The sequence below is a fragment of the Acinetobacter sp. 789_lipA genome, from assembly GCF_058242845.1.
The window spans coordinates 490,009-508,289 of the sequence record NZ_JBZAYS010000001.1; the positions used below are offsets into that span (position 1 = coordinate 490,009).

The following is an 18,281-nucleotide window of genomic DNA, read 5'->3' on the forward strand; positions in this document are numbered from 1 at the left end:
GGTGGGTGCTTATGTTTAATGCCAACACATAATTTAAATGTTTTTGCCTTACGTCTTCGTATAGCGCGCAAAGCAAAAAAACTTTCACAAGAGCGCTTAGGGATCTTGGCTGGAATTGATGAATCTTCTGCTAGTGCACGTATGAATCAGTATGAACGTGGAAAACATGTTCCTGATTTTTTAATGGCTTCCAAGATTGCAGAAATTTTAGATTTACCAACAGCATATTTTTATGTAGAAAACGATTTATTGGCAGAAATAATACAAGTTAGTCATACTTTAAGTAATGAGCAGAGGTTAGAAGTTCTACGATTTATTAAAGACTTACAAAAGTTTTGAATCTTATATCTTTCTTCTTGGATAAGATGAGTATAGTTCATGATCTAACTTTGACTTCGGTCTGGCGGAGGCAAAATGCTAGCTCATCTTGCCTGCTTCCTACGATTTAATCTCTGTTGTACTTTATTTTTAGATTTAAGTAATCAAAAAAGCAGAATAATATTACTTTAATTTGTTAGCTAAATGGATAACTTCATATATTAAACTTCCGTCATAAATCAAAAAACGTACAATTTATTTGATCTTAAATTAATCAGCAAAATTATTTAATTCAAGAGATAATCCTTGGATGAAATTCAAAGATATTCAAAAATTATCAGACGTTAAGTTTCGTAGGCTTACCGGTGTTAGTTGGGCTACATTTAACCTCATGTTGGCCGAGCTAAATAAGCATTTACCTCGTCATATTGGTAAAGGACGACCGCATAAATTACCGTTGGAAGATCGTTTGCTCTTATGTATAGAATATTGGAGAGAATATCGAACATTTTTCCATCTTGGTATGAGTTACGGTGTATCTGAAACGAGTGCAATTCGTATCACACGTGTTATTGAAGATACCTTAATCCGTTCTGGAAAATTTAACTTGCCAAAACAACTTCCTAATCGAGATGAAGTGGATTGGGAAGTTGTTGTGATTGATGCAACTGAAATATTAGTTCAACGTCCAAAAAAAACAGAAGAAATGGTATAGCGGTAAAAAAAAGCGACATACCTTTAAATTTCAGCTATCTATGCACTATACAACAGGTGAAATACTGAGTGTATGTGGAAGTCATGGAAGCATGCATGATTTTAAAATATTTAAAAAAAGTATGAGGAAATTAAAATTTAAGCCCTTTTTTATCGTTGATAAGGGGTATTTAGGGATAAAAAAATTGGGTTTTGGATGCCTCATGCCATCTAAAGCAAAGAAAACTGAAAAATTAGATTCTGAATTAAAAAAGTTAAATAGAGAGATTGGTCGTAGACGAATTTGATATACGCTGAATTATCAGGAGACTTTCCCTTGGGAGATTCTAGGCAGCCAACTTATAAAAGTCTTCGGCCATTTGATTTGGTGTCTTAAAACCCAAACCCTTTTGAATTCTTCGATGATTATAAAATAATTCAATGTATTTTATCTCTGTACACGACAAATTTCATAGGACCCTTGTCCTATCAGGCTTTTTCTTTCTTAAAATTGCTAGCACTTTCTTAAATTCTTCTTTTTTTCCAAAACCAATCAAACGTAGAATAGCCATTTGAACATAGTCCAAACCGTAGCGAAATAAACTTACTGAAAGTCGTCCATGCTTCTTTATTTTTATCGCTTTTTTTCGATCATGTTGCCATTCACCTGTTAAATAGCACCAACAGAAACCGATAGCTAGCACTGCTATCAATTTTTTGACTCGTCTAGGGTCTGTTAAACGAGTATTTTCAAGATTGAATCCACGTCCTTTGAGACAACTAAATAACGTTTCGATTTCCCAGCGTAATGCATAATCACGAATAGCAGAAGCATTAAACATAGGAGAAACAACAAGTAAAAGTTCTCCATCTTCTAATCGTAGCGCACTAATATACAGTTTCACTCGACCAACCCAAATACGTCGTTTACGACATTCAGTTTGACCAACTTGAAGATGACGAAATAAATCACTAATTTTATGATTCTTGGCTAAGTGATTGGTCACAATAAAGTTTTTTTAACACGTATACAGAAGTTAATGTCATTTTCAATTAACCATGTAAACCATTTCTCACCGATAAATTCTCTGTCTGCAAACACATTCACAATACGATCTTTACCAAAAATGGAGATAAAGCGTTGAATCAAAGCAATACGCTCTTTTGTATCTGAATTTCCACGTTTATTGAGCAATGTCCAAACAATAGGTATCGCTATTCCACGATAGACGATGGCTAACATCAAGATATTGATATCTCGTTTTCCCCATTTCCAATTAGTTCTATCCAAAGTTAATTGGACTTTATCAAATGAAAATATATTGAAAATTAACTGAGAAATTTGACGATAATCGAAATACTGACCTGCAAAGAAGCGTTGTATACGTCGATAAAATGATTGTGGTAAGCACTTGATGGGTAAGGCTTTAGATGCAGAAGAAAGATTACATGTCTGTTTTACAATTAATGCAAGCATAATCAGTGTAAAACATTTTGCATGTGACTTGTTCCACTTTAGATATTTGTTTAAGATGAGATGTAACTCATTGAAATGTGTCATCATATTCGTCGTCAGAAAACAAGTATTATGCCATTATTTCAATGAGTTATCTTTTTTTGTCGTGTACAAAGGTATTTTATAATATCTGCTTTGGCTTCTTCTCTGGTTTGATAGTTGTAATGATGCACTAACTCATTTTTCAGTATTCCCCAAAAGCTTTCAATCGGTGCATTATCGTAACAGTCTCCGCGCTTGCTCATTGAACCTTGAAAACCATATTGCTCAAGTATATTTCGATATTCATGGCTGCAATATTGACTTCCTCTGTCTGAATGCACAATCAGTTCTTTGGTTGGTTTTTGATTGTGAATAGCCATATTTAGCGCATTACAAACAAGCTGTGCTGTCATGCGCTCATTTAAGCTATAGCCAACCACTTGCTTCGTGTAAAGGTCTTTTACCGCTGCTAAGTACAGCCATCCTTCAACAGTCCATATGTACGTAATATCACTTGACCATGCTTGATTTGGTCTAGTCATTGAGAATTGTTGCTCCAGCAGGTTTTCATAGATCGCTCGATTATGGTCACTATTCGTAGTCCTTTTAAAACGCTTGTGTCGCTTACAATACAGGTAGTTCAGCGCTTTTATCTGACGTACAGCGTACATACTCATTTTTATGCCCTGAGCTTGTAAGTATTTGGTTAATCGAATATAACCATAGTTCTGCTTTGTCTCCTCATGGGCTATTTTCACCAATATCGTCTGTTGATTTCGTTGAATCGTTCTTTTGCTCACGCCTCTCTTGAGCCAATCATAAAAACATGAAACTGAAACATGAAGTAATCGAGCCATTAAGGTAATTGGAAAAGAATATCTTTTTTGTTTCATATAGGCGTACCTTACTGACTTTCTTTGGCAAAGTACGCTGCTGCCTTTTTTAAAAATTCACGTTCCATTTCAGCTATTTTGAGCTGTTGTTTGAGTTTTTTATTTTCTTCGAGTAGAGCGTTTAGATCAGGTGAATACTGTTTTGTACCTGCTAAAGTTCCAGCCTTTGCTTTGGTATTCCAATTTGAAAGAGTTTGCATTGAAATGCTAAGTTGTCTGGCTGTTTCCGAGACATTGCCTTGATTGGCTTCAATTAATTTGATGGCTTCAGCTTTAAATTCTGTGGTGTAAGTCTTGTGTTTCTTGCTCATGGTAAACTCCTGATGAGTGTGTTTAGTTTACCAAGTTAAAACCTCCTGTTTTTTCAGCACACATCAAGTTAATTGGGAGGAAATTTCAAGAAATTATATTTTATGCAGTAGCTTCACAATATTTATCTTGAAAGTTTTGGAAATTCTATGAAGTTCGAAGAGATTTCTTATGAAAACTTATTTGATCTTTTTGATTACATAATTATCAATTTAGGGAAATACCTGAGTTTGACCGAAAAGTTTTGGAAGTATTAAGACAACCATTGGAATCTAAAGAAATTGTCATTTCTAGAGCTTCAAGGCAAATCACCTTTCCAGCCAATTTTCAACTGATTGCGGCGATGAACCCCTGCCCCTGTGGTTATGCATTTAATCAAGATAGCCGCTGCCAATGTAGTAGCGAAAGTATTAAACGTTATCAAAATCGAATTTCTGGACCTTTACTCGATCGTATAGATTTGCATATTGATGTTCCACCCCTTGCGGCGCATGAATTACAAACAGTACAGGCTGCTGAAAGTTCATCATCCGTACGTGAACGGGTCATCGCTGCGTATGATGTACAGATACAACGTCAACAACAGCCCAATATGGCGCTCTCACCAACACAGCTTGAACAATATTCAGCTTTAGACACAACGGCGCAAAATATCATGCAAATGGCACAGCAGCGCATGAATTTATCGGCGCGCGCATATCACCGCGTACTTCGTGTTGCACGTACTATTGCCGATCTAGCCCAACACGAGCAGATTAATGCACAGCACATTTCTGAAGCATTGTCTTATCGAAATAATATGGCTCCTTAAATAAAACAAAGGCGACCATCAGGTCGCCTTTGTTTAGGATGCAAATTTTAGAATTCGTATTTCAAACCAAATACTACTTTGTTCTTTTGTTTTTCATCAACGCGATCATATCCGCCAACAATGTAATCCATGCTCACACTTGCACCAGTGTCACCCAGTGGATGGCTCAGACCTGCAGTGAAATGACGGAAACCAAAATCTTCTGTGGTTGTCACGAATTCGTCGTCATCGCCATAAGCATATAAACCCAGAGAAGTGTTCAGGGTAAAGTCTTGTGGTAAACCATAGCTATAGCTACCTAAGATGTAAGTATCGCCCTTATTACCCCACGTAGTATTTTGAGTCAACGTTTGTGCTGTAACGCTAAAATCTTTGTAATTCAAACCTAAAAGTGTTTCAAAACCATCTGAATCCACATCAGATTCATAATAGTAATAATATGTACCACCAACGGTATAACCTAAATCTTCAGTGATTTGGCCGTTGTAACCTGCATAGAAATCATGCTCAAAAGAGTCGCGACCTTCTTCACCCAAAGCATAATCTAGTGTAGAACCCCAATAACCTGCATAGAAACCTGATGCATGACTATAATCTAAGCCCCCTTGAATTGTTGCACCGCTATTTTCAGGAACATTGGTAATACCACGTAAGTTATAGCTAGATAATACCCCGATATTTCCAGAAATCGTATGTTCCGAAGCAGGTGCTTCAGCGAATGTGAACGTTGAAGCTGCGCCTAGTACAGCAAGAGATAAAGCTTTAAATGCAAATTTCATTATGGATTCCCCCACATCGTGCTACGACGTATTTTGGTTATTTCGATAAACTCATGTAGGTAGTAGCAATAGCTATGCCACATTCAATTCAACATCAGATACACCTTTTAAAAAATTATTATAAATAATTGTTTTTGTTAAAATTATATAAAATATAAGAAATTGAGCTCATCCTCAGCTTGATCGTTAAACCTCTTCGCGGTGAATTGAAGCCAAGCTCATCAAACAAACATAATTGTTTACAATATGCGCTATTTTGAGACTCATTTCTGGAACGTACGTTTTTAAGTGCATAAAAAAAGTGCATCCCCAACCGATCTGGATGCACTCTTCATATCTTTAACATTTAAAAGTTGTAAGTTAAACCCAGCACCAAATGGTCTTCTAAATCCTCGCCCATACGATTATGTACACCATAAATATAATCCGCAGACATTTCGATCCCTGTCTCTGCAAAGGGTCTACTCAAGCCTAAGCGAACTTCATTAACAGTAAAGTTCTTCTCTGTAGTGAGTATGGCATCATCATGCTGACGATAAATCGATGCACCAATCGAACTATTGAATTGAAAGTTTTGTGGAAGAGCATAGTGATGTGCAAGGCTTAAATAGGTATCGCCCGCATTGGCATAGCTCACATCGGCTAAAGCCACTGTGACGCCTACATCAAAGTCTTTATAGCTCAAACTATTTACAAATTCCGCTCCAGTCGTACTTCGGCGTTCTGTGCGATCTTCATTATAGACCGAGCCGCCATCATTATATAAATAAGTCACAATATGTGAGCGATAGCTTAAATCTGGACTGAGTGTGCCTGCATAACCCATATAAAAGTCATGCTCAACACCGTGATCTTTGCTGACATCTGCTGCATCATAATTCAGTGTTGAAGCCCAATAACCAGCATATAGACCAGATGCATGTTCATATTCAAGCCCTGCTTGTAGGGTAGGCTGATCATTTTCAATACCCCCACGATAAATATACTGACTGAGCACAGCAAGGCTTCCACTGAGTCCACCTTCTGAACTTTGTTGCTGTGGCTCACTTGCGTTGACCAACATACTGCCAGTGGAAAAAATTAAAAATAGTGCAATTTTATGTGAATTTTTATGCATTTAAGCTCTCAAAATCTCTTTAGACATGAATCATTTACTGATTCCATACCTATAAATTTTAAAGCTATTTTTTAACAATGGGTCCATTTTATCTAGGCAACTGCTGTGTAATTCATCATTTGCCAATCTGGGTATGGGTTATTCTGAACCGATTCCAGACGACTAGAAATGACTGAACACTTTGATTCATAAGCTAAAATGACCTAACAGTCTATATATTATATTCTGCGATACATAGCAAAAAACAGAATTAAGAAGAGAAAAATAATTCGATGTTTTATAAAGATTTATTTTAGTAAACTGAATATTTTAACCAAAATTAAAATATTTCAAACATATCACTTACAAAAAAATGCATTACTTTAGTTGAATATGTTAAATAAAAATGACAATTTTTCAGCGATTACTTATACAATTGCTGTTCTCTTTCCATCCAATTTGTATAAGGTTCGCTCCCCAATGCAAAACACAAAAAAATTAGCATTAGCAGTTTTAGTACAAACTGCACTTATATCAACAGCTTTTGCGAGTGAGCAAAGCGAATCTAAAGGTTTCGTTGAGGACGCTGAAGGATCAGTGTTATTTCGTACTGGTTATTTAAGTCGTGACAAGAAAAATGGTGTAGCTGATACAAGTTCAGCAGCTCAAAGCGCAATAGTTAAAATTGAGTCTGGTTATACCAAAGGTATCGTTGGGTTTGGTTTAGGCGTAGTTGGTGATGGTTCGTTCAAATTAGGCGAAAATAACCATGCTGGCAACCAAATGATTCCATTGCACAACAATGGTGCAAAAGATTCAAATGGCCATGTTGATGCTTATGACCACTGGGCTCGTGGTGGCGGTATCGTCAAAGCGCGTATTTCAAATACTGAAGTGCGTTATGGTACTCAAGTACTCGATTTACCTGTTCTTGCAAGTAATACTGGACGTATGGTTCCTGAATATTTTACAGGTACTTTATTAACTAGCCACGAAATCAAGAATCTTGAAATTGTTGCTGGTAAATTTACTAAGAACCAAATGTCTGATCAAATCAAAACCGATGCTGACGTCAATGGCAATGGTCTTGATCGTGCAATTGTTTGGGGAGCTAAGTACAAATTTGATGACAATTTAAATGCATCTTATTATGGCTTAGACAGCAAAAATGCTCTTGAACGTCATTATGTAAATGTGAACTTTAAACAGCCTTTAGCGAATGACAGTTCATTAACTTACGATTTAAGTGCTTATCATACTAAGTTTGATGAAGCAGCAAATACTTATTCACAAACCACTGATAACTTATCAGATCGTAAGAATGATATTTGGGCTCTTTCTACAGCTTATAATACTGGCGCACATAACATCATGGTTGCATACCAACAAAACAGTGGTAATGTTGGTTATGACTATGGTCAAAATGCTGATGGCTTCCAAAGTATATACCTTCCAAACTCATACCTTTCTGACTTTATTGGTAACGATGAAAAATCTGCCCAAATCCAGTACAGTCTTGATTTTGGTAAATTAGGTATATTACCAGGTCTAAACTGGACAACTGCATTTGTATACGGTTGGGATATCAAAGTCAAAGATATGACGAATGATGCGCAAGAGCATGAATTCTTTAACCAAGTGAAATATACAGTTCAATCTGGTTTTGCTAAAGATGCGAGCTTACGTTTACGTCATTCGTACTACCGTGCAAGTGATGAATATCAAACAAATGCATACATTGGTGACACCAACGAATGGCGTGTTTGGTTAGACATTCCTGTGAAATTCTTCTAATTTCTACGGAAAAGCTAATCTAATAAAAAACCTGCACATTGTGCAGGTTTTTTATTGAAGCCTTCAATCAAACACAGTTCAATCGAGGCTTCATAGACAGGCTTATTTTGCTGCTTCAATTGCTTTAAGCACTTCTTGCTTAGCAACTTCAGAACCTTCCCAACCTGTTAATTTAACCCACTTCCCTGGCTCTAAGTCTTTATAGTGCGCGAAGAAGTGTTCAACTTGTTGGATCAGTAACGGAGGAAGATCCGTGTACTCTTTAATATCTTTATAAATTGGCGTTAACTTGTCGTGTGGAACTGCGATTAATTTCGCATCGATACCACCGTCATCTTCCATGTTCAATTTACCCACAGGACGGCAACGAATTACTGAGCCTGGTTCAACTGGATGCGGCGTTACAACAAGTACATCTAATGGGTCACCATCTTCAGACAAGGTGTTTGGTACATAACCATAGTTCGCTGGGTAGAACATTGCTGTACCCATGAAACGATCTACAAAAAGTGCATCCGAATCTTTATCAATTTCATATTTGATTGGTGCTGCATTTGCAGGAATTTCGATGATCACGTAGATATCGTTCGGTGCATCTTTACCCGCAGGGATATTGCTGTAGCTCATAACATCACTCTTTAACAAGTTAAATCTTTTAAAAAACCGCATCGATTATAACGGTTTTTGAGAAAAAAATATTTCTGCGATTATACATCCACTGGGTGAAAATATGTATGTTTCGCACTTAGCCCATCGTCAGTCGAATGACCAACAATAATAAACAAATAGGACACAATAGTGACAACAGCCAAACGATCGTACGGAGTGTCGACCAGTTGGCCAAATAGCAAATACCATACACCACTCGAAAGACAAGATAGGCAATACCAAAGGTCATGGTGACCACTTGCGGAATCACCATATATTCAGCCATTAAGATGGCGGCAATAAATAACGGTAAACTCTCAAAGCTATTTTGCTGTGCCGCATTGGCACGTGCTGCCAGACCAGTCGTTTTGGCGAGAAATTCGCGCGGATGTTGATTATCTTTGGCGCGAAATCCTGCTGTTTTTTTAGCAATGATTGTAAATACGTAAGGCAGTAAACAAGCAATTAAAATGAGATAAATAATCCCGCTAATGCTTTGCATTGGTTTTTTCTCATCAAGATCATTTCGAAGGCTATCATAGCATGGCATTCCGAGGATAAATTTGGTTAAATTATAGTGTTTTTCTCTGTACACGACAAATTTCACAGAACCCTTATCCTATCAGGGTTCTGCCTTCTTAAAATTGCCAAAATTTCCTTAAACTCTTCTTTTTTCCCAAAACCAATTAAACGCTGAATCGCCATTTGAACATAGTCTAAACCATAGCGAAATAAACTCATTGAGAGTCGTCCATGCTTCTTTATTTTTATCACTTTTTTTTGATCATGTTGCCATTCACCCGTTAAGTAACACCAACAGAAGCTTATAGCTAACACCGCAATCAATTTTTTCACTCGTCTAGGGTCTGTCAAGCGCGTATTTTCAAGATTAAACCCGCGTCCTTTGAGACAACTGAATAAGGTTTCAATTTCCCAGCGTAATGCATAATCCTGAATAGCATTGGCATTAAACTGAGGAGAAACGACGAGTAAAAGCTCTCCATTTTCTAACTGTAGTGCACTTATATATAGTTTCACCCGACCAACCAAAATCCGTCGTTTACGACATTCAATTTGACCAACTTTAAGATGGCGAAATAAATCACTAATTTTATGATTCTTTCCTAAATGATTGGTGACAATGAAGTTTTTTTAACACGAATGCAGAAGTTGATGTCTTGTTCAATTAACCATGTAAACCACTGCTCACCGATAAACTCTCTGTCTGCGAACACATTCACAATACGGTCTTTACCAAAAATGGCTATAAAGCGTTGAATCAAAGCAATACGCTCTTTCGTATCTGAATTTCCACGTTTATTAAGCAATGTCCAAAGGATAGGTATCGCTATTCCACGATAAACGATTGCGAGCATCAGGATATTAATATTTCGTTTTCCCCATTTCCAATTGGTTCTATCTAAAGTCAGTTGCACTTGGTCGAATGAAAACATATTGAAAATCAACTGAGAAATTTGACGATAATCAAAATACTGACCTGCAAAGAAGCGCTGCATACGTCGATAAAATGATTGTGGTAAGCACTTGATGGGCAAGGCTTTAGATGCAGAAGAAAGATTACATGTTTGCTTTAAAATAATCACAAGCATGATGAGCGCAAAGCACTTTAAATGTGACTTGTTCCATTTTAGATATTTGTTTAAGATAAGATATAACTCATTGAGATGTGTCATAGTATTCGTCGTTAGAAAACAATTATTATGACATTATTTCAATGAGTTATCTATTTTTGTCGTGTACAGAGAGTGTTTTTATAATTTCCCGATGAGACTCCAGCATGGCTAGCCCTGATCAAAAAGAAATGTTCGACGTGCTCGAAATTCAGCGCCAACATCAACGCCAAGTGGATCGTGTTTTAAAGATTGTGCTTCCCGTTACGGCTTTTTTATTGGCGGTCATTTGTGCCAATATGAATATTGGTTCGACTCTTGGCACACTGGTCATGCTGATCATTGCATTTTGGATGGTCGGGATTAAACGTCAAAACCTATGGTCTTGGTTGCTTGCAGTGACCGTCTATTGTCTGATCGATAATGTCCTGAGCTTTGGTAGTTTTGCTTTCCCAGCCTTTAGTCGTCAGTGCGGTACGATGCTGACCTTTGTTGGCATCTTGGGCATTGGCCGTCCCTATATCGACCGCTGGTTAATGAAAAATTAAATGCGAACATGAAAAAAAAGCGCCTGATGGCGCTTTTTTTTATTTGAACTTAAGCTGTTTTACGTAAATCTTTACGTAGGATTTTACCTACGTTTGATTTCGGTAACTCATCCAAGAATTCAACATAACGCGGACGTTTGTAACCCGTTAAGTTCTCTTTCGCGAATGCCAATACTTCTTCTGTGGTTAAAGATGGATCTTTCTTCACCACAAAGAGTTTTGGTACTTCACCTGATTTTTCATCAGGTACACCAATGGCAGCTACTTCCAATACTTTCGGATGCTTTGAAACCACTTCTTCAATTTCTGAAGGGTAAACGTTAAAGCCTGACACCAAAATCATGTCTTTCTTACGGTCTACAATTTTCACATAGCCGCGAGGGTCCATGACACCAATGTCACCCGTACGGAAGAAACCATCTTCAGTCATCACTTTAGCCGTTTCATCTGGACGGTTCCAATAGCCACGCATCACTTGTGGACCACGGATTGAAATCTCACCTTGTTCACCCAGTGCAACTTCCTTCCCATCATCATCCAAAATTGCAACTTCAGTTAATGGCAATGGAATACCAATTGTGCCGCTAAATTCTTCTGACGCTGGCGGATTTGCCGTTGCCACAGGTGAAGTTTCAGATAGACCATAACCTTCAATGATGTTGGTTCCAGTAATTCGCTTCCACGCTTCTGCTGTAGAAGGAAGGACAGCCATACCACCACCCATCGCCATTTTCAATTTGCTGTGGTCGAGTTGCTTAAACTCTTCATTGTTCACTAAAGCATTGAATAGTGTATTCACTGCTGGGAAGAATGACGGTTGATATTTACGTAATTCTTTCATCACCGCAGGTAAATCACGCGGGTTTGGAATCAAAACGTTGGCTTGGCCTTTGTACATACCGTACATCGCACAAACCATGAACGCAAAAATATGATATAGCGGTAGTGCACAGAAAATGCGGTCATCAGGCTGACCATCTTGTGCACCAAATTTACTTTGGAAAATACCGTCACACTGCAACATGTTCGCCACAAGGTTGCGATGCGTCAGTTCTGCACCTTTAGATACCCCTGTAGTGCCGCCAGTATACTGAAGCACGGCTGTGTCACTTAATGTTAAGTTCGGGCGCTTATAGTTACTCGCACTAACTTTCGACATTGCCGCATTAAAGCGAATATGGCCAGGAATATTCCATGCTGGAATTTGCTTACGCACAGAACGTAATACAAAGTTCACCAGTGTGCCTTTTAATGCACCCAACATGTCCCCTACAGAAGCAATCACAACATGTTTAACTGGGGTTTTACCATTAATCGCTTGATAAACAGAGGCAAAGTTTTCGATGATCACCAAAACTTCTGAGCCCGAGTCATTTAACTGATGTTCAAGTTCACGCGCGGTATACAGTGGATTGACGTTAACCAATACTAAACCTGCACGGAATACACCCAAAGCAACAATAGGATACTGAAGAACGTTCGGCATCATTACAGCGACACGTGAGCCTTTTGCTAGACCCAAACTTTGTAAATACGTTGCAAATTTACGGCTTGCTTCTTCTAACTCATTAAAAGTGAGCACTTTATCCATAAAGATAAAAGCATCACGAGAGCCAAATTTTTGGAAATTTCGTTCAAAAACATCTACTAATGACGTGTTTTCTGGTGGCAATTCTACAGTCTCTGGAATCCCCGTTTTTTGGTATTCTGCGAACCAAATTTTTTCCATATCGCCCGATTCTCCTATCAGTAATCCTTAAATTTCAACTATTGTTCTCAATATTAAGCGCTCTTTATTTAACTTCTGTTGCTTAATACTGCATCCATTTCCCGCATACATACCATATATAACGTATTTTGATCAATGGATGCTAGTTTTATCTCTGAACTAACAGTTTATTTGCTTTTTGATAACCACGTGGTAATAACTGCCCTTTTGATGCTCTTTTGCCTATGTATTTTTGCAAGTCATCACCCTTCAATTTTAATTGCTGCTGTCCTGCAACGACTTGCAGTATTTCATCTAGCGTTAATCTTGTCATGAATACAATTTGATCTTTCTCTTCAAGTTGTATCAATTTATTACCTTTACCTTTATTTAAAACAGGCAACTCTGACAACTCTAAAATCAACAAACGACCCGTTGAGGTCAATAACGCCAAATGGGTGGCCTGATCAACACTGGTTAACGGCATAACTGTGGCATTTTCAGGTAAAGTCAGGAAGGCTTTACCTGCTTTTGCATTGGTATCTAACTGTTTTGCCTGTGTTTTAAAACCATATCCTTTACTACTTAGCGCTATGACTTCGGTTTCATCATCAGCAATGAAGACTTGTTTAAAACCAACACCACTGGCTGGGGATAATTTTGAACTCAACGGTTCTCCCAGACCACGTGCGGACGGTAGGCTATTAATGGCTAGTGCATAACTACGTCCTGACTCATCCAGCACATACACGCGCTGATTCGATTTACCTTGTGCATGACTGAGGTATTGATCGCCTGCACGGAAGTTCAGGTTTTCGGCATCAACTTCATTACCTTTGGCTGAGCGAATCCACCCCGCTTCAGACAAGACCACGGTCACAGGATCAGCAGGCATGAAATCTTGCTCACTCATCGCCGTCGCTTCTGCACGATGCACGATTGGTGAACGACGGTCATCGCCGTATTTTTTCGCATCATCTTTGAGTTCATTGATGATTAAAGCTTTTAAAGACTCTGGATTAGCCAACTGTTCACGAATCAGTGCAGCTTTGGCTTCTAACTCTTCTTGCTCACGGCGCATTTCCATTTCTTCAAGTCGAGCCAAATGACGTAACTTGAGTTCTAAAATGGCTTCGGCCTGAATGTCATCAATATTAAAACGTGACATCAACTCCGCTTTGGGCTGTTCTTCTTCACGAATAATACGAATCACTTCATCAATATTTAAATAGGCAATAATCAAACCGCCCAAAATATGTAAGCGTTTTTCAATTTTATTCAGGTGATATTGCAGACGACGGGTGACGGTTTCCTTTCGAATTTCAATCCACTCCAGCAAAATACGACGAATCGATTTCACTTGTGGACGGCCATCCGCACCAATCATGTTCATATTGACCCGATAGCTCGACTCAAGATCGGTGGTGGCAAAAAGGTGACTCATCACTGCTTCAGCATCAATCCGATTTGAACGCAGTACAATTACCAAACGGGTTGGGTTTTGATGATCCGATTCATCTCGTACATCGCTCACCAAAGGCAGTTTTTTCGCCTGCATTTGATCTGCAATTTGCGAAATAACTTTGGAGCCTGACACTTGATAAGGCAAGTCCGTGATCACAATTTCATTTTTTTCGATGCGATACACCGAACGCATACGGTAACTGCCCCGACCTGTGCTTTGTATTTTTAACAGCTCTTCAGACGGCGTAATAATTTCTGCTCTGGTCGGCAAATCGGGTGCAGGAATATATTCTGCAACTTTTTCATCGCCTAGATTTGGATTACGAATTAAGGCAATGGTGCCTTTCACGACTTCACGCAGGTTGTGTGGTGGAATGTCCGTAGCCATACCAACCGCAATGCCCGTAGTGCCATTTAACAAAATATTCGGAATACGTGCAGGTAAAGTCACAGGCTCTTTCATCGAACCATCAAAGTTATCCTGCCAGTCACAAGTTCCCTGTCCCAGTTCAGACAAAAGTACTTCACTATACTGAGATAATTTGGCTTCGGTATAACGCATCGCAGCGAATGATTTCGGATCATCGGGAGAACCCCAGTTACCTTGACCTTCAATAAACGGATAACGATAACTAAAAGGCTGCGCCATCAGCACCATCGCTTCATAGCAGGCCGAATCACCATGCGGGTGATACTTACCGAGTACATCGCCAACGGTACGCGCAGATTTTTTGGGTTTACCGCTGTGTTTCAGCCCCAATTCACTCATGGCATACACAATACGGCGTTGTACAGGTTTTAAGCCATCGCTGATATGCGGTAAGGCACGATCCATGATCACGTACATGGCGTAATTGAGATATGCTTGTTCAGTAAATTCTGCTACGGAACGGTTTTCTGTCGCTTGATGCGCAAGGTTCGTCATAACAACCTGTCATCCTAATTAATCGTTTTTTGTTTAAGTTCTTATGCTATGTCGCAGGCTCTGCCTATACAAGTGAAAGCGTACACCACTACGACAAATTGCGTCTTTAGATGTTCCTAGTGTCGTAAAATTATCCATTTTTTTTAAAATGAGCAACTAATTATTTTGAAGTTCAGTTCCTGTGTTCATCTCTGCTCATCAATGAAAATAGTTAAGCAACTTCAGTCTTTTCAACTTGATCGATACGATCGACAAAAAATTTGCCCATCCTCATCCAAAATCCGACACAACGAATCGGGTATATTGTATCAATCAAGCAGTGAGTATTAAAAAGGTCTCATCATTAATAAGATCTTCAGCTATCAAAATACAACGTTGAGAAGCCACACTTTGGCCAAGCAGATTGAATTCTTATTGCTGAGTTGGATCTGGTTATCGGTTATTTTAAATCTATCATCTAGATTTTATCTGGAAGTGTATTGAAGACTGAGAGTCTCAGCACATCTGACGCTCAATCTTCAGCATGGACTAAATTACAGTCCAATTTCTTCCAATGTTTTGCCTTTGGTCTCTTCACCCAAAATCAAAATTACCGCTGCCACCGCAAGCAATACCGCGGTAAACATCATGAAAATCGCACTAAATCCATTGCTCTGTACCATCATATGCGTCACCACCATCGGTGCGACAATGCCGCCCATACGACCAATGGCCGATGCCCAGCCCGAACCAAAAGCCCGGATATTGGTTGGATATTGCTCTGGGGTATAGGTATACAACACGCCCCATGCACCGAGGTTAAAGAATGACATCAAACAACCCCAGAACATGATCATGCTCACAGTATCAGCTTGACCAAAGAAATACGCGGAAACTGCACACATGCCAATAAAACCAGCCAAGGTTGCTTTACGTCCCAGCTTTTCGACCAGCCATGCTGCGGCCACATAGCCTGGCAGCTGTGCCAAAATCATCACCAAGACATATTCAAAAGACTGAACAATGCTATACCCCTGCTTCACTAGCAAACTCGGTAACCATGTAAAAATGCCATAATACGAGTAGACAATACCAAACCAAATCAACCATAACATCAAGGTTCTACGCGCAAATGCCCCCGACCAGAGCTGGGTAAAAGACACGGTCTTTTTCTCTGCCACCGGTTTAACGATGATATGTTCAACGACTTCCACACCGCATTGACGTTCAATCTGCTGCACCAAAGCATGCGCTTCCACAATGCGACCACGGTTGATGAGATAAGGAATTGACTCAGGCACCTTGAACCAAATCACAATGGCGTACAGTGCAGGAATCCCACCGATTAAGAAAGCCATATGCCAGTCAAATTTTGGAATCACAAAATACGCCACCAATGCAGCGCAAAGCCAACCTAGACCCCAAAAACTTTCTAGCAGCACGATAAAACGCCCACGCACCTGCGCAGGAATGTATTCACTGACCAAGGTCACCGCTACTGGCAACTGTCCACCTAAGCCTAAACCCACAATAAAACGAAACGCCAACAACCACGTTAAGTTCGGGGCAAAAGCACAGGCTGCCGTCGCTAAACTGTAAATCACTAGGGTCGCGGCAAAAACTGTTTTGCGCCCAATACGATCGGCCAGACCACCTGAGCACACAGCACCAATCGCCATTCCGACAAAACCAATGGAGACCACCCAACCTTTTTCGGTTGGGCTCATGTGCCAGTCTTCAGCCATTTTTGCCAAAATAAAAGAAATCAGCCCCGTGTCCATGGCATCGAACATCCAGCCCAAACCAATGACCCACAACAGGGTGTAGTGAAATTTACCGATCGGTAAGCGTTGTATGCGAGAAACTAAATCCATAGCTCGGCCTCTAAAGCGGGAAAAGATAGCGGGCTGCTTTCTCAACAGGCTTTATCATTATGTGCTTTTTTATATAAACAAGGCGGTCAAATCGCCGTTATTTTAGCTCGCATCTTTCGAGGAAGCCGATTGCTCATCATCATCTTGATAAATGAATTTCGGCATTTCTAAGCCAAAGTAAATCGCGATTAGACGTAAGCTAAAACCAAAGATCAAAGTCGAAATCACAGTCAGCTCAAGTGATAAACCGAGCTGAATGCAGCCCCAATAGAAAATCACCGCGACAAAAGAAATACTGGCATACAGCTCACGGCGGAACACCAAAGGGACGTCATTACACAAAATATCACGCAAGATACCGCCTGAGACTCCTGTCAGAACCCCTGCAACTGCAGATACCACAAAACCATGTCCCATTTCTAAGGCAATTTGACAGCCGATGATGGTAAAACCGATCAGGCCCAGAGCATCGAGGACCAAGAAAATGTTGCGTAAATGGCGCATCCACTTAGCAATCAAAATCGTCATAAAAGCGGCAAAACACGTCAGCATCAGATATTCAGGATGCTTGACCCAAGTCAGCGGATAATGTCCCAATAACACATCGCGGACAGAACCTCCGCCCAGTGCTGTGACACAGGCAATAATCACCACACCAAACCAATCCATACTACGCCGACCCGCCGACAGTGCACCTGTCATTGCCTCTGCTGTGATCGCTATAATATAAATAATAGTGAGTAACATCGCCTGGATTCCATATAGGCTAATTGATGCGCGCTATTCTAAGCCAAATTTGCTTAAAATTATAAAAATTGTGCACAACATTGTTTAAATTTTTTCCCTGAACCGCAGACGCACGCTTGTTTCATTGTGATTTGCATTTCAGTGGTTGGATCTAAAAAATACCATGCTTCTGCATGTTTCACAAAATGTGAAATTTCATGATGTATCTGTGGCGATGTGCCATCATGATAATGGGCTTTGAACTCGACCATGGCATGGTTTTTATCGAGTTTTTCATTGGCCTGTACGACGTCTAACTTCAACCATTTGTTGCTTCGACTCCACTCTGCAATTGCTGCAACATCTAGAGCCTGTTGCTGCCCCAAAGCTGTGGTTTGCACAATGTAATCAATTTGCTGTTTGGCAAAAGCACTATAACGTGAGCGCATAAGTTGAGCAGCACTCTGTGCACGGCTTTGTCCCAAGTGCAAAGGCTGACAGCACTGCTTATATTCACCCTGCCCACACGGACACTCAACATTACTCATGATTTTTCCATAAAAAATAGCTCGACATTGCGAGCTATT

15 protein-coding genes and 3 pseudogenes are annotated in these 18,281 nt (G+C 39.6%); 6 read left to right on the forward strand and 12 right to left on the reverse strand.

Annotated elements, in window-relative coordinates; genetic code table 11:
• Nucleotides 1-18 precede the first annotated feature (18 nt).
• The 3 genes and pseudogenes from AC4CUZ_RS02290 to AC4CUZ_RS02300 form a co-directional block, all read left to right on the forward strand.
• Nucleotides 19-339, forward strand: a complete 321-nt coding sequence (locus tag AC4CUZ_RS02290) for a helix-turn-helix domain-containing protein (protein ID WP_176538074.1) — start codon at nucleotides 19-21, stop codon at nucleotides 337-339.
• Nucleotides 340-628: 289 nt separating this feature from the next.
• Entirely contained in the window at nucleotides 629-1,033 is a 405-nt protein-coding gene (locus tag AC4CUZ_RS02295) for a transposase family protein (RefSeq protein WP_008942454.1), read from the forward strand.
• Nucleotides 1,034-1,070: 37 nt separating this feature from the next.
• A pseudogene (locus AC4CUZ_RS02300) lies at nucleotides 1,071-1,319 on the forward strand (transposase family protein); the annotation flags it as partial.
• Between the two features lie 162 nt (nucleotides 1,320-1,481).
• On the opposite strand, the gene AC4CUZ_RS02305 reads toward AC4CUZ_RS02300, so the two are convergent.
• Nucleotides 1,482-2,572 (reverse strand): IS4-like element ISAba33 family transposase gene (locus AC4CUZ_RS02305; RefSeq protein WP_160124087.1). Its coding sequence is split into 2 segments (ribosomal slippage): nucleotides 1,482-2,032 and nucleotides 2,032-2,572, totalling 1,092 coding nucleotides; the frame shifts between segments, so codons are not numbered across the junction.
• 68 nt (nucleotides 2,573-2,640) lie between these two features.
• Nucleotides 2,641-3,713 (reverse strand): annotated as a pseudogene (locus AC4CUZ_RS02310) (IS3-like element ISAba22 family transposase); the annotation flags it as partial.
• Nucleotides 3,714-3,928: 215 nt separating this feature from the next.
• Between AC4CUZ_RS02310 and AC4CUZ_RS02315 the strand changes: the two are divergent.
• A pseudogene (locus AC4CUZ_RS02315) lies at nucleotides 3,929-4,522 on the forward strand (ATP-binding protein); the annotation flags it as partial.
• Nucleotides 4,523-4,569: 47 nt separating this feature from the next.
• On the opposite strand, the gene AC4CUZ_RS02320 reads toward AC4CUZ_RS02315, so the two are convergent.
• A complete protein-coding gene (locus AC4CUZ_RS02320; RefSeq protein WP_178928445.1) occupies nucleotides 4,570-5,301 on the reverse strand; it encodes a TorF family putative porin in 732 nt (243 codons plus the stop codon).
• A 346-nt stretch (nucleotides 5,302-5,647) separates the two neighbouring features.
• Nucleotides 5,648-6,418, reverse strand: coding sequence for a TorF family putative porin (locus AC4CUZ_RS02325; RefSeq protein WP_490747177.1), 771 nt, complete (start codon nucleotides 6,416-6,418; stop codon nucleotides 5,648-5,650).
• 459 nt (nucleotides 6,419-6,877) lie between these two features.
• Between AC4CUZ_RS02325 and AC4CUZ_RS02330 the strand changes: the two genes are divergently transcribed.
• On the forward strand, nucleotides 6,878-8,191 hold the full coding sequence (locus tag AC4CUZ_RS02330; RefSeq protein WP_005401006.1) for an OprD family outer membrane porin: 1,314 nt from the start codon (nucleotides 6,878-6,880) through the stop codon (nucleotides 8,189-8,191).
• 102 nt (nucleotides 8,192-8,293) lie between these two features.
• On the opposite strand, the gene ppa is transcribed toward AC4CUZ_RS02330, so the two are convergent.
• From ppa to AC4CUZ_RS02345, 3 genes are all read right to left on the reverse strand, one after another.
• Entirely contained in the window at nucleotides 8,294-8,818 is a 525-nt protein-coding gene (gene ppa, locus AC4CUZ_RS02335; RefSeq protein WP_114836634.1) for an inorganic diphosphatase, read from the reverse strand.
• Between the two features lie 118 nt (nucleotides 8,819-8,936).
• On the reverse strand, nucleotides 8,937-9,341 hold the full coding sequence (locus AC4CUZ_RS02340; RefSeq protein WP_087014506.1) for an MAPEG family protein: 405 nt from the start codon (nucleotides 9,339-9,341) through the stop codon (nucleotides 8,937-8,939).
• 101 nt (nucleotides 9,342-9,442) lie between these two features.
• Nucleotides 9,443-10,533, reverse strand: a protein-coding gene (locus AC4CUZ_RS02345; RefSeq protein ID WP_088631513.1) for an IS4-like element ISAba1 family transposase whose coding sequence is annotated in 2 segments (ribosomal slippage) — nucleotides 9,443-9,993 and nucleotides 9,993-10,533 — 1,092 coding nt in all. Because the reading frame shifts where the segments join, the coding sequence is not laid out codon by codon here.
• A gap of 104 nt (nucleotides 10,534-10,637) precedes the next feature.
• Here AC4CUZ_RS02345 and AC4CUZ_RS02350 point away from each other — a divergent pair.
• Entirely contained in the window at nucleotides 10,638-11,018 is a 381-nt protein-coding gene (locus tag AC4CUZ_RS02350; protein ID WP_005401008.1) for a hypothetical protein, read from the forward strand.
• Nucleotides 11,019-11,067: 49 nt separating this feature from the next.
• Here AC4CUZ_RS02350 and AC4CUZ_RS02355 read toward each other — a convergent pair whose 3' ends face one another.
• The 5 genes from AC4CUZ_RS02355 to AC4CUZ_RS02375 form a co-directional block, all read right to left on the reverse strand.
• Nucleotides 11,068-12,747 (reverse strand): AMP-binding protein, encoded by a 1,680-nt coding sequence (locus tag AC4CUZ_RS02355; RefSeq protein WP_114836637.1) that lies wholly within the window; start codon nucleotides 12,745-12,747, stop codon nucleotides 11,068-11,070.
• Nucleotides 12,748-12,895: 148 nt separating this feature from the next.
• Nucleotides 12,896-15,115: a DNA topoisomerase IV subunit A gene (gene parC, locus AC4CUZ_RS02360; protein ID WP_490747178.1), complete on the reverse strand. Its 2,220-nt coding sequence runs from the start codon at nucleotides 15,113-15,115 to the stop codon at nucleotides 12,896-12,898.
• Nucleotides 15,116-15,648: 533 nt separating this feature from the next.
• Nucleotides 15,649-16,968, reverse strand: a complete 1,320-nt coding sequence (gene niaP / locus AC4CUZ_RS02365; RefSeq protein ID WP_078389578.1) for a niacin transporter NiaP — start codon at nucleotides 16,966-16,968, stop codon at nucleotides 15,649-15,651.
• Nucleotides 16,969-17,070: 102 nt separating this feature from the next.
• Entirely contained in the window at nucleotides 17,071-17,715 is a 645-nt protein-coding gene (locus AC4CUZ_RS02370) for a trimeric intracellular cation channel family protein (protein WP_004692884.1), read from the reverse strand.
• A gap of 59 nt (nucleotides 17,716-17,774) precedes the next feature.
• Complete coding sequence (locus tag AC4CUZ_RS02375) at nucleotides 17,775-18,242, reverse strand: YchJ family protein (RefSeq protein ID WP_148826916.1); 468 nt, start codon at nucleotides 18,240-18,242, stop codon at nucleotides 17,775-17,777.
• Nucleotides 18,243-18,281: the final 39 nt, after the last annotated feature.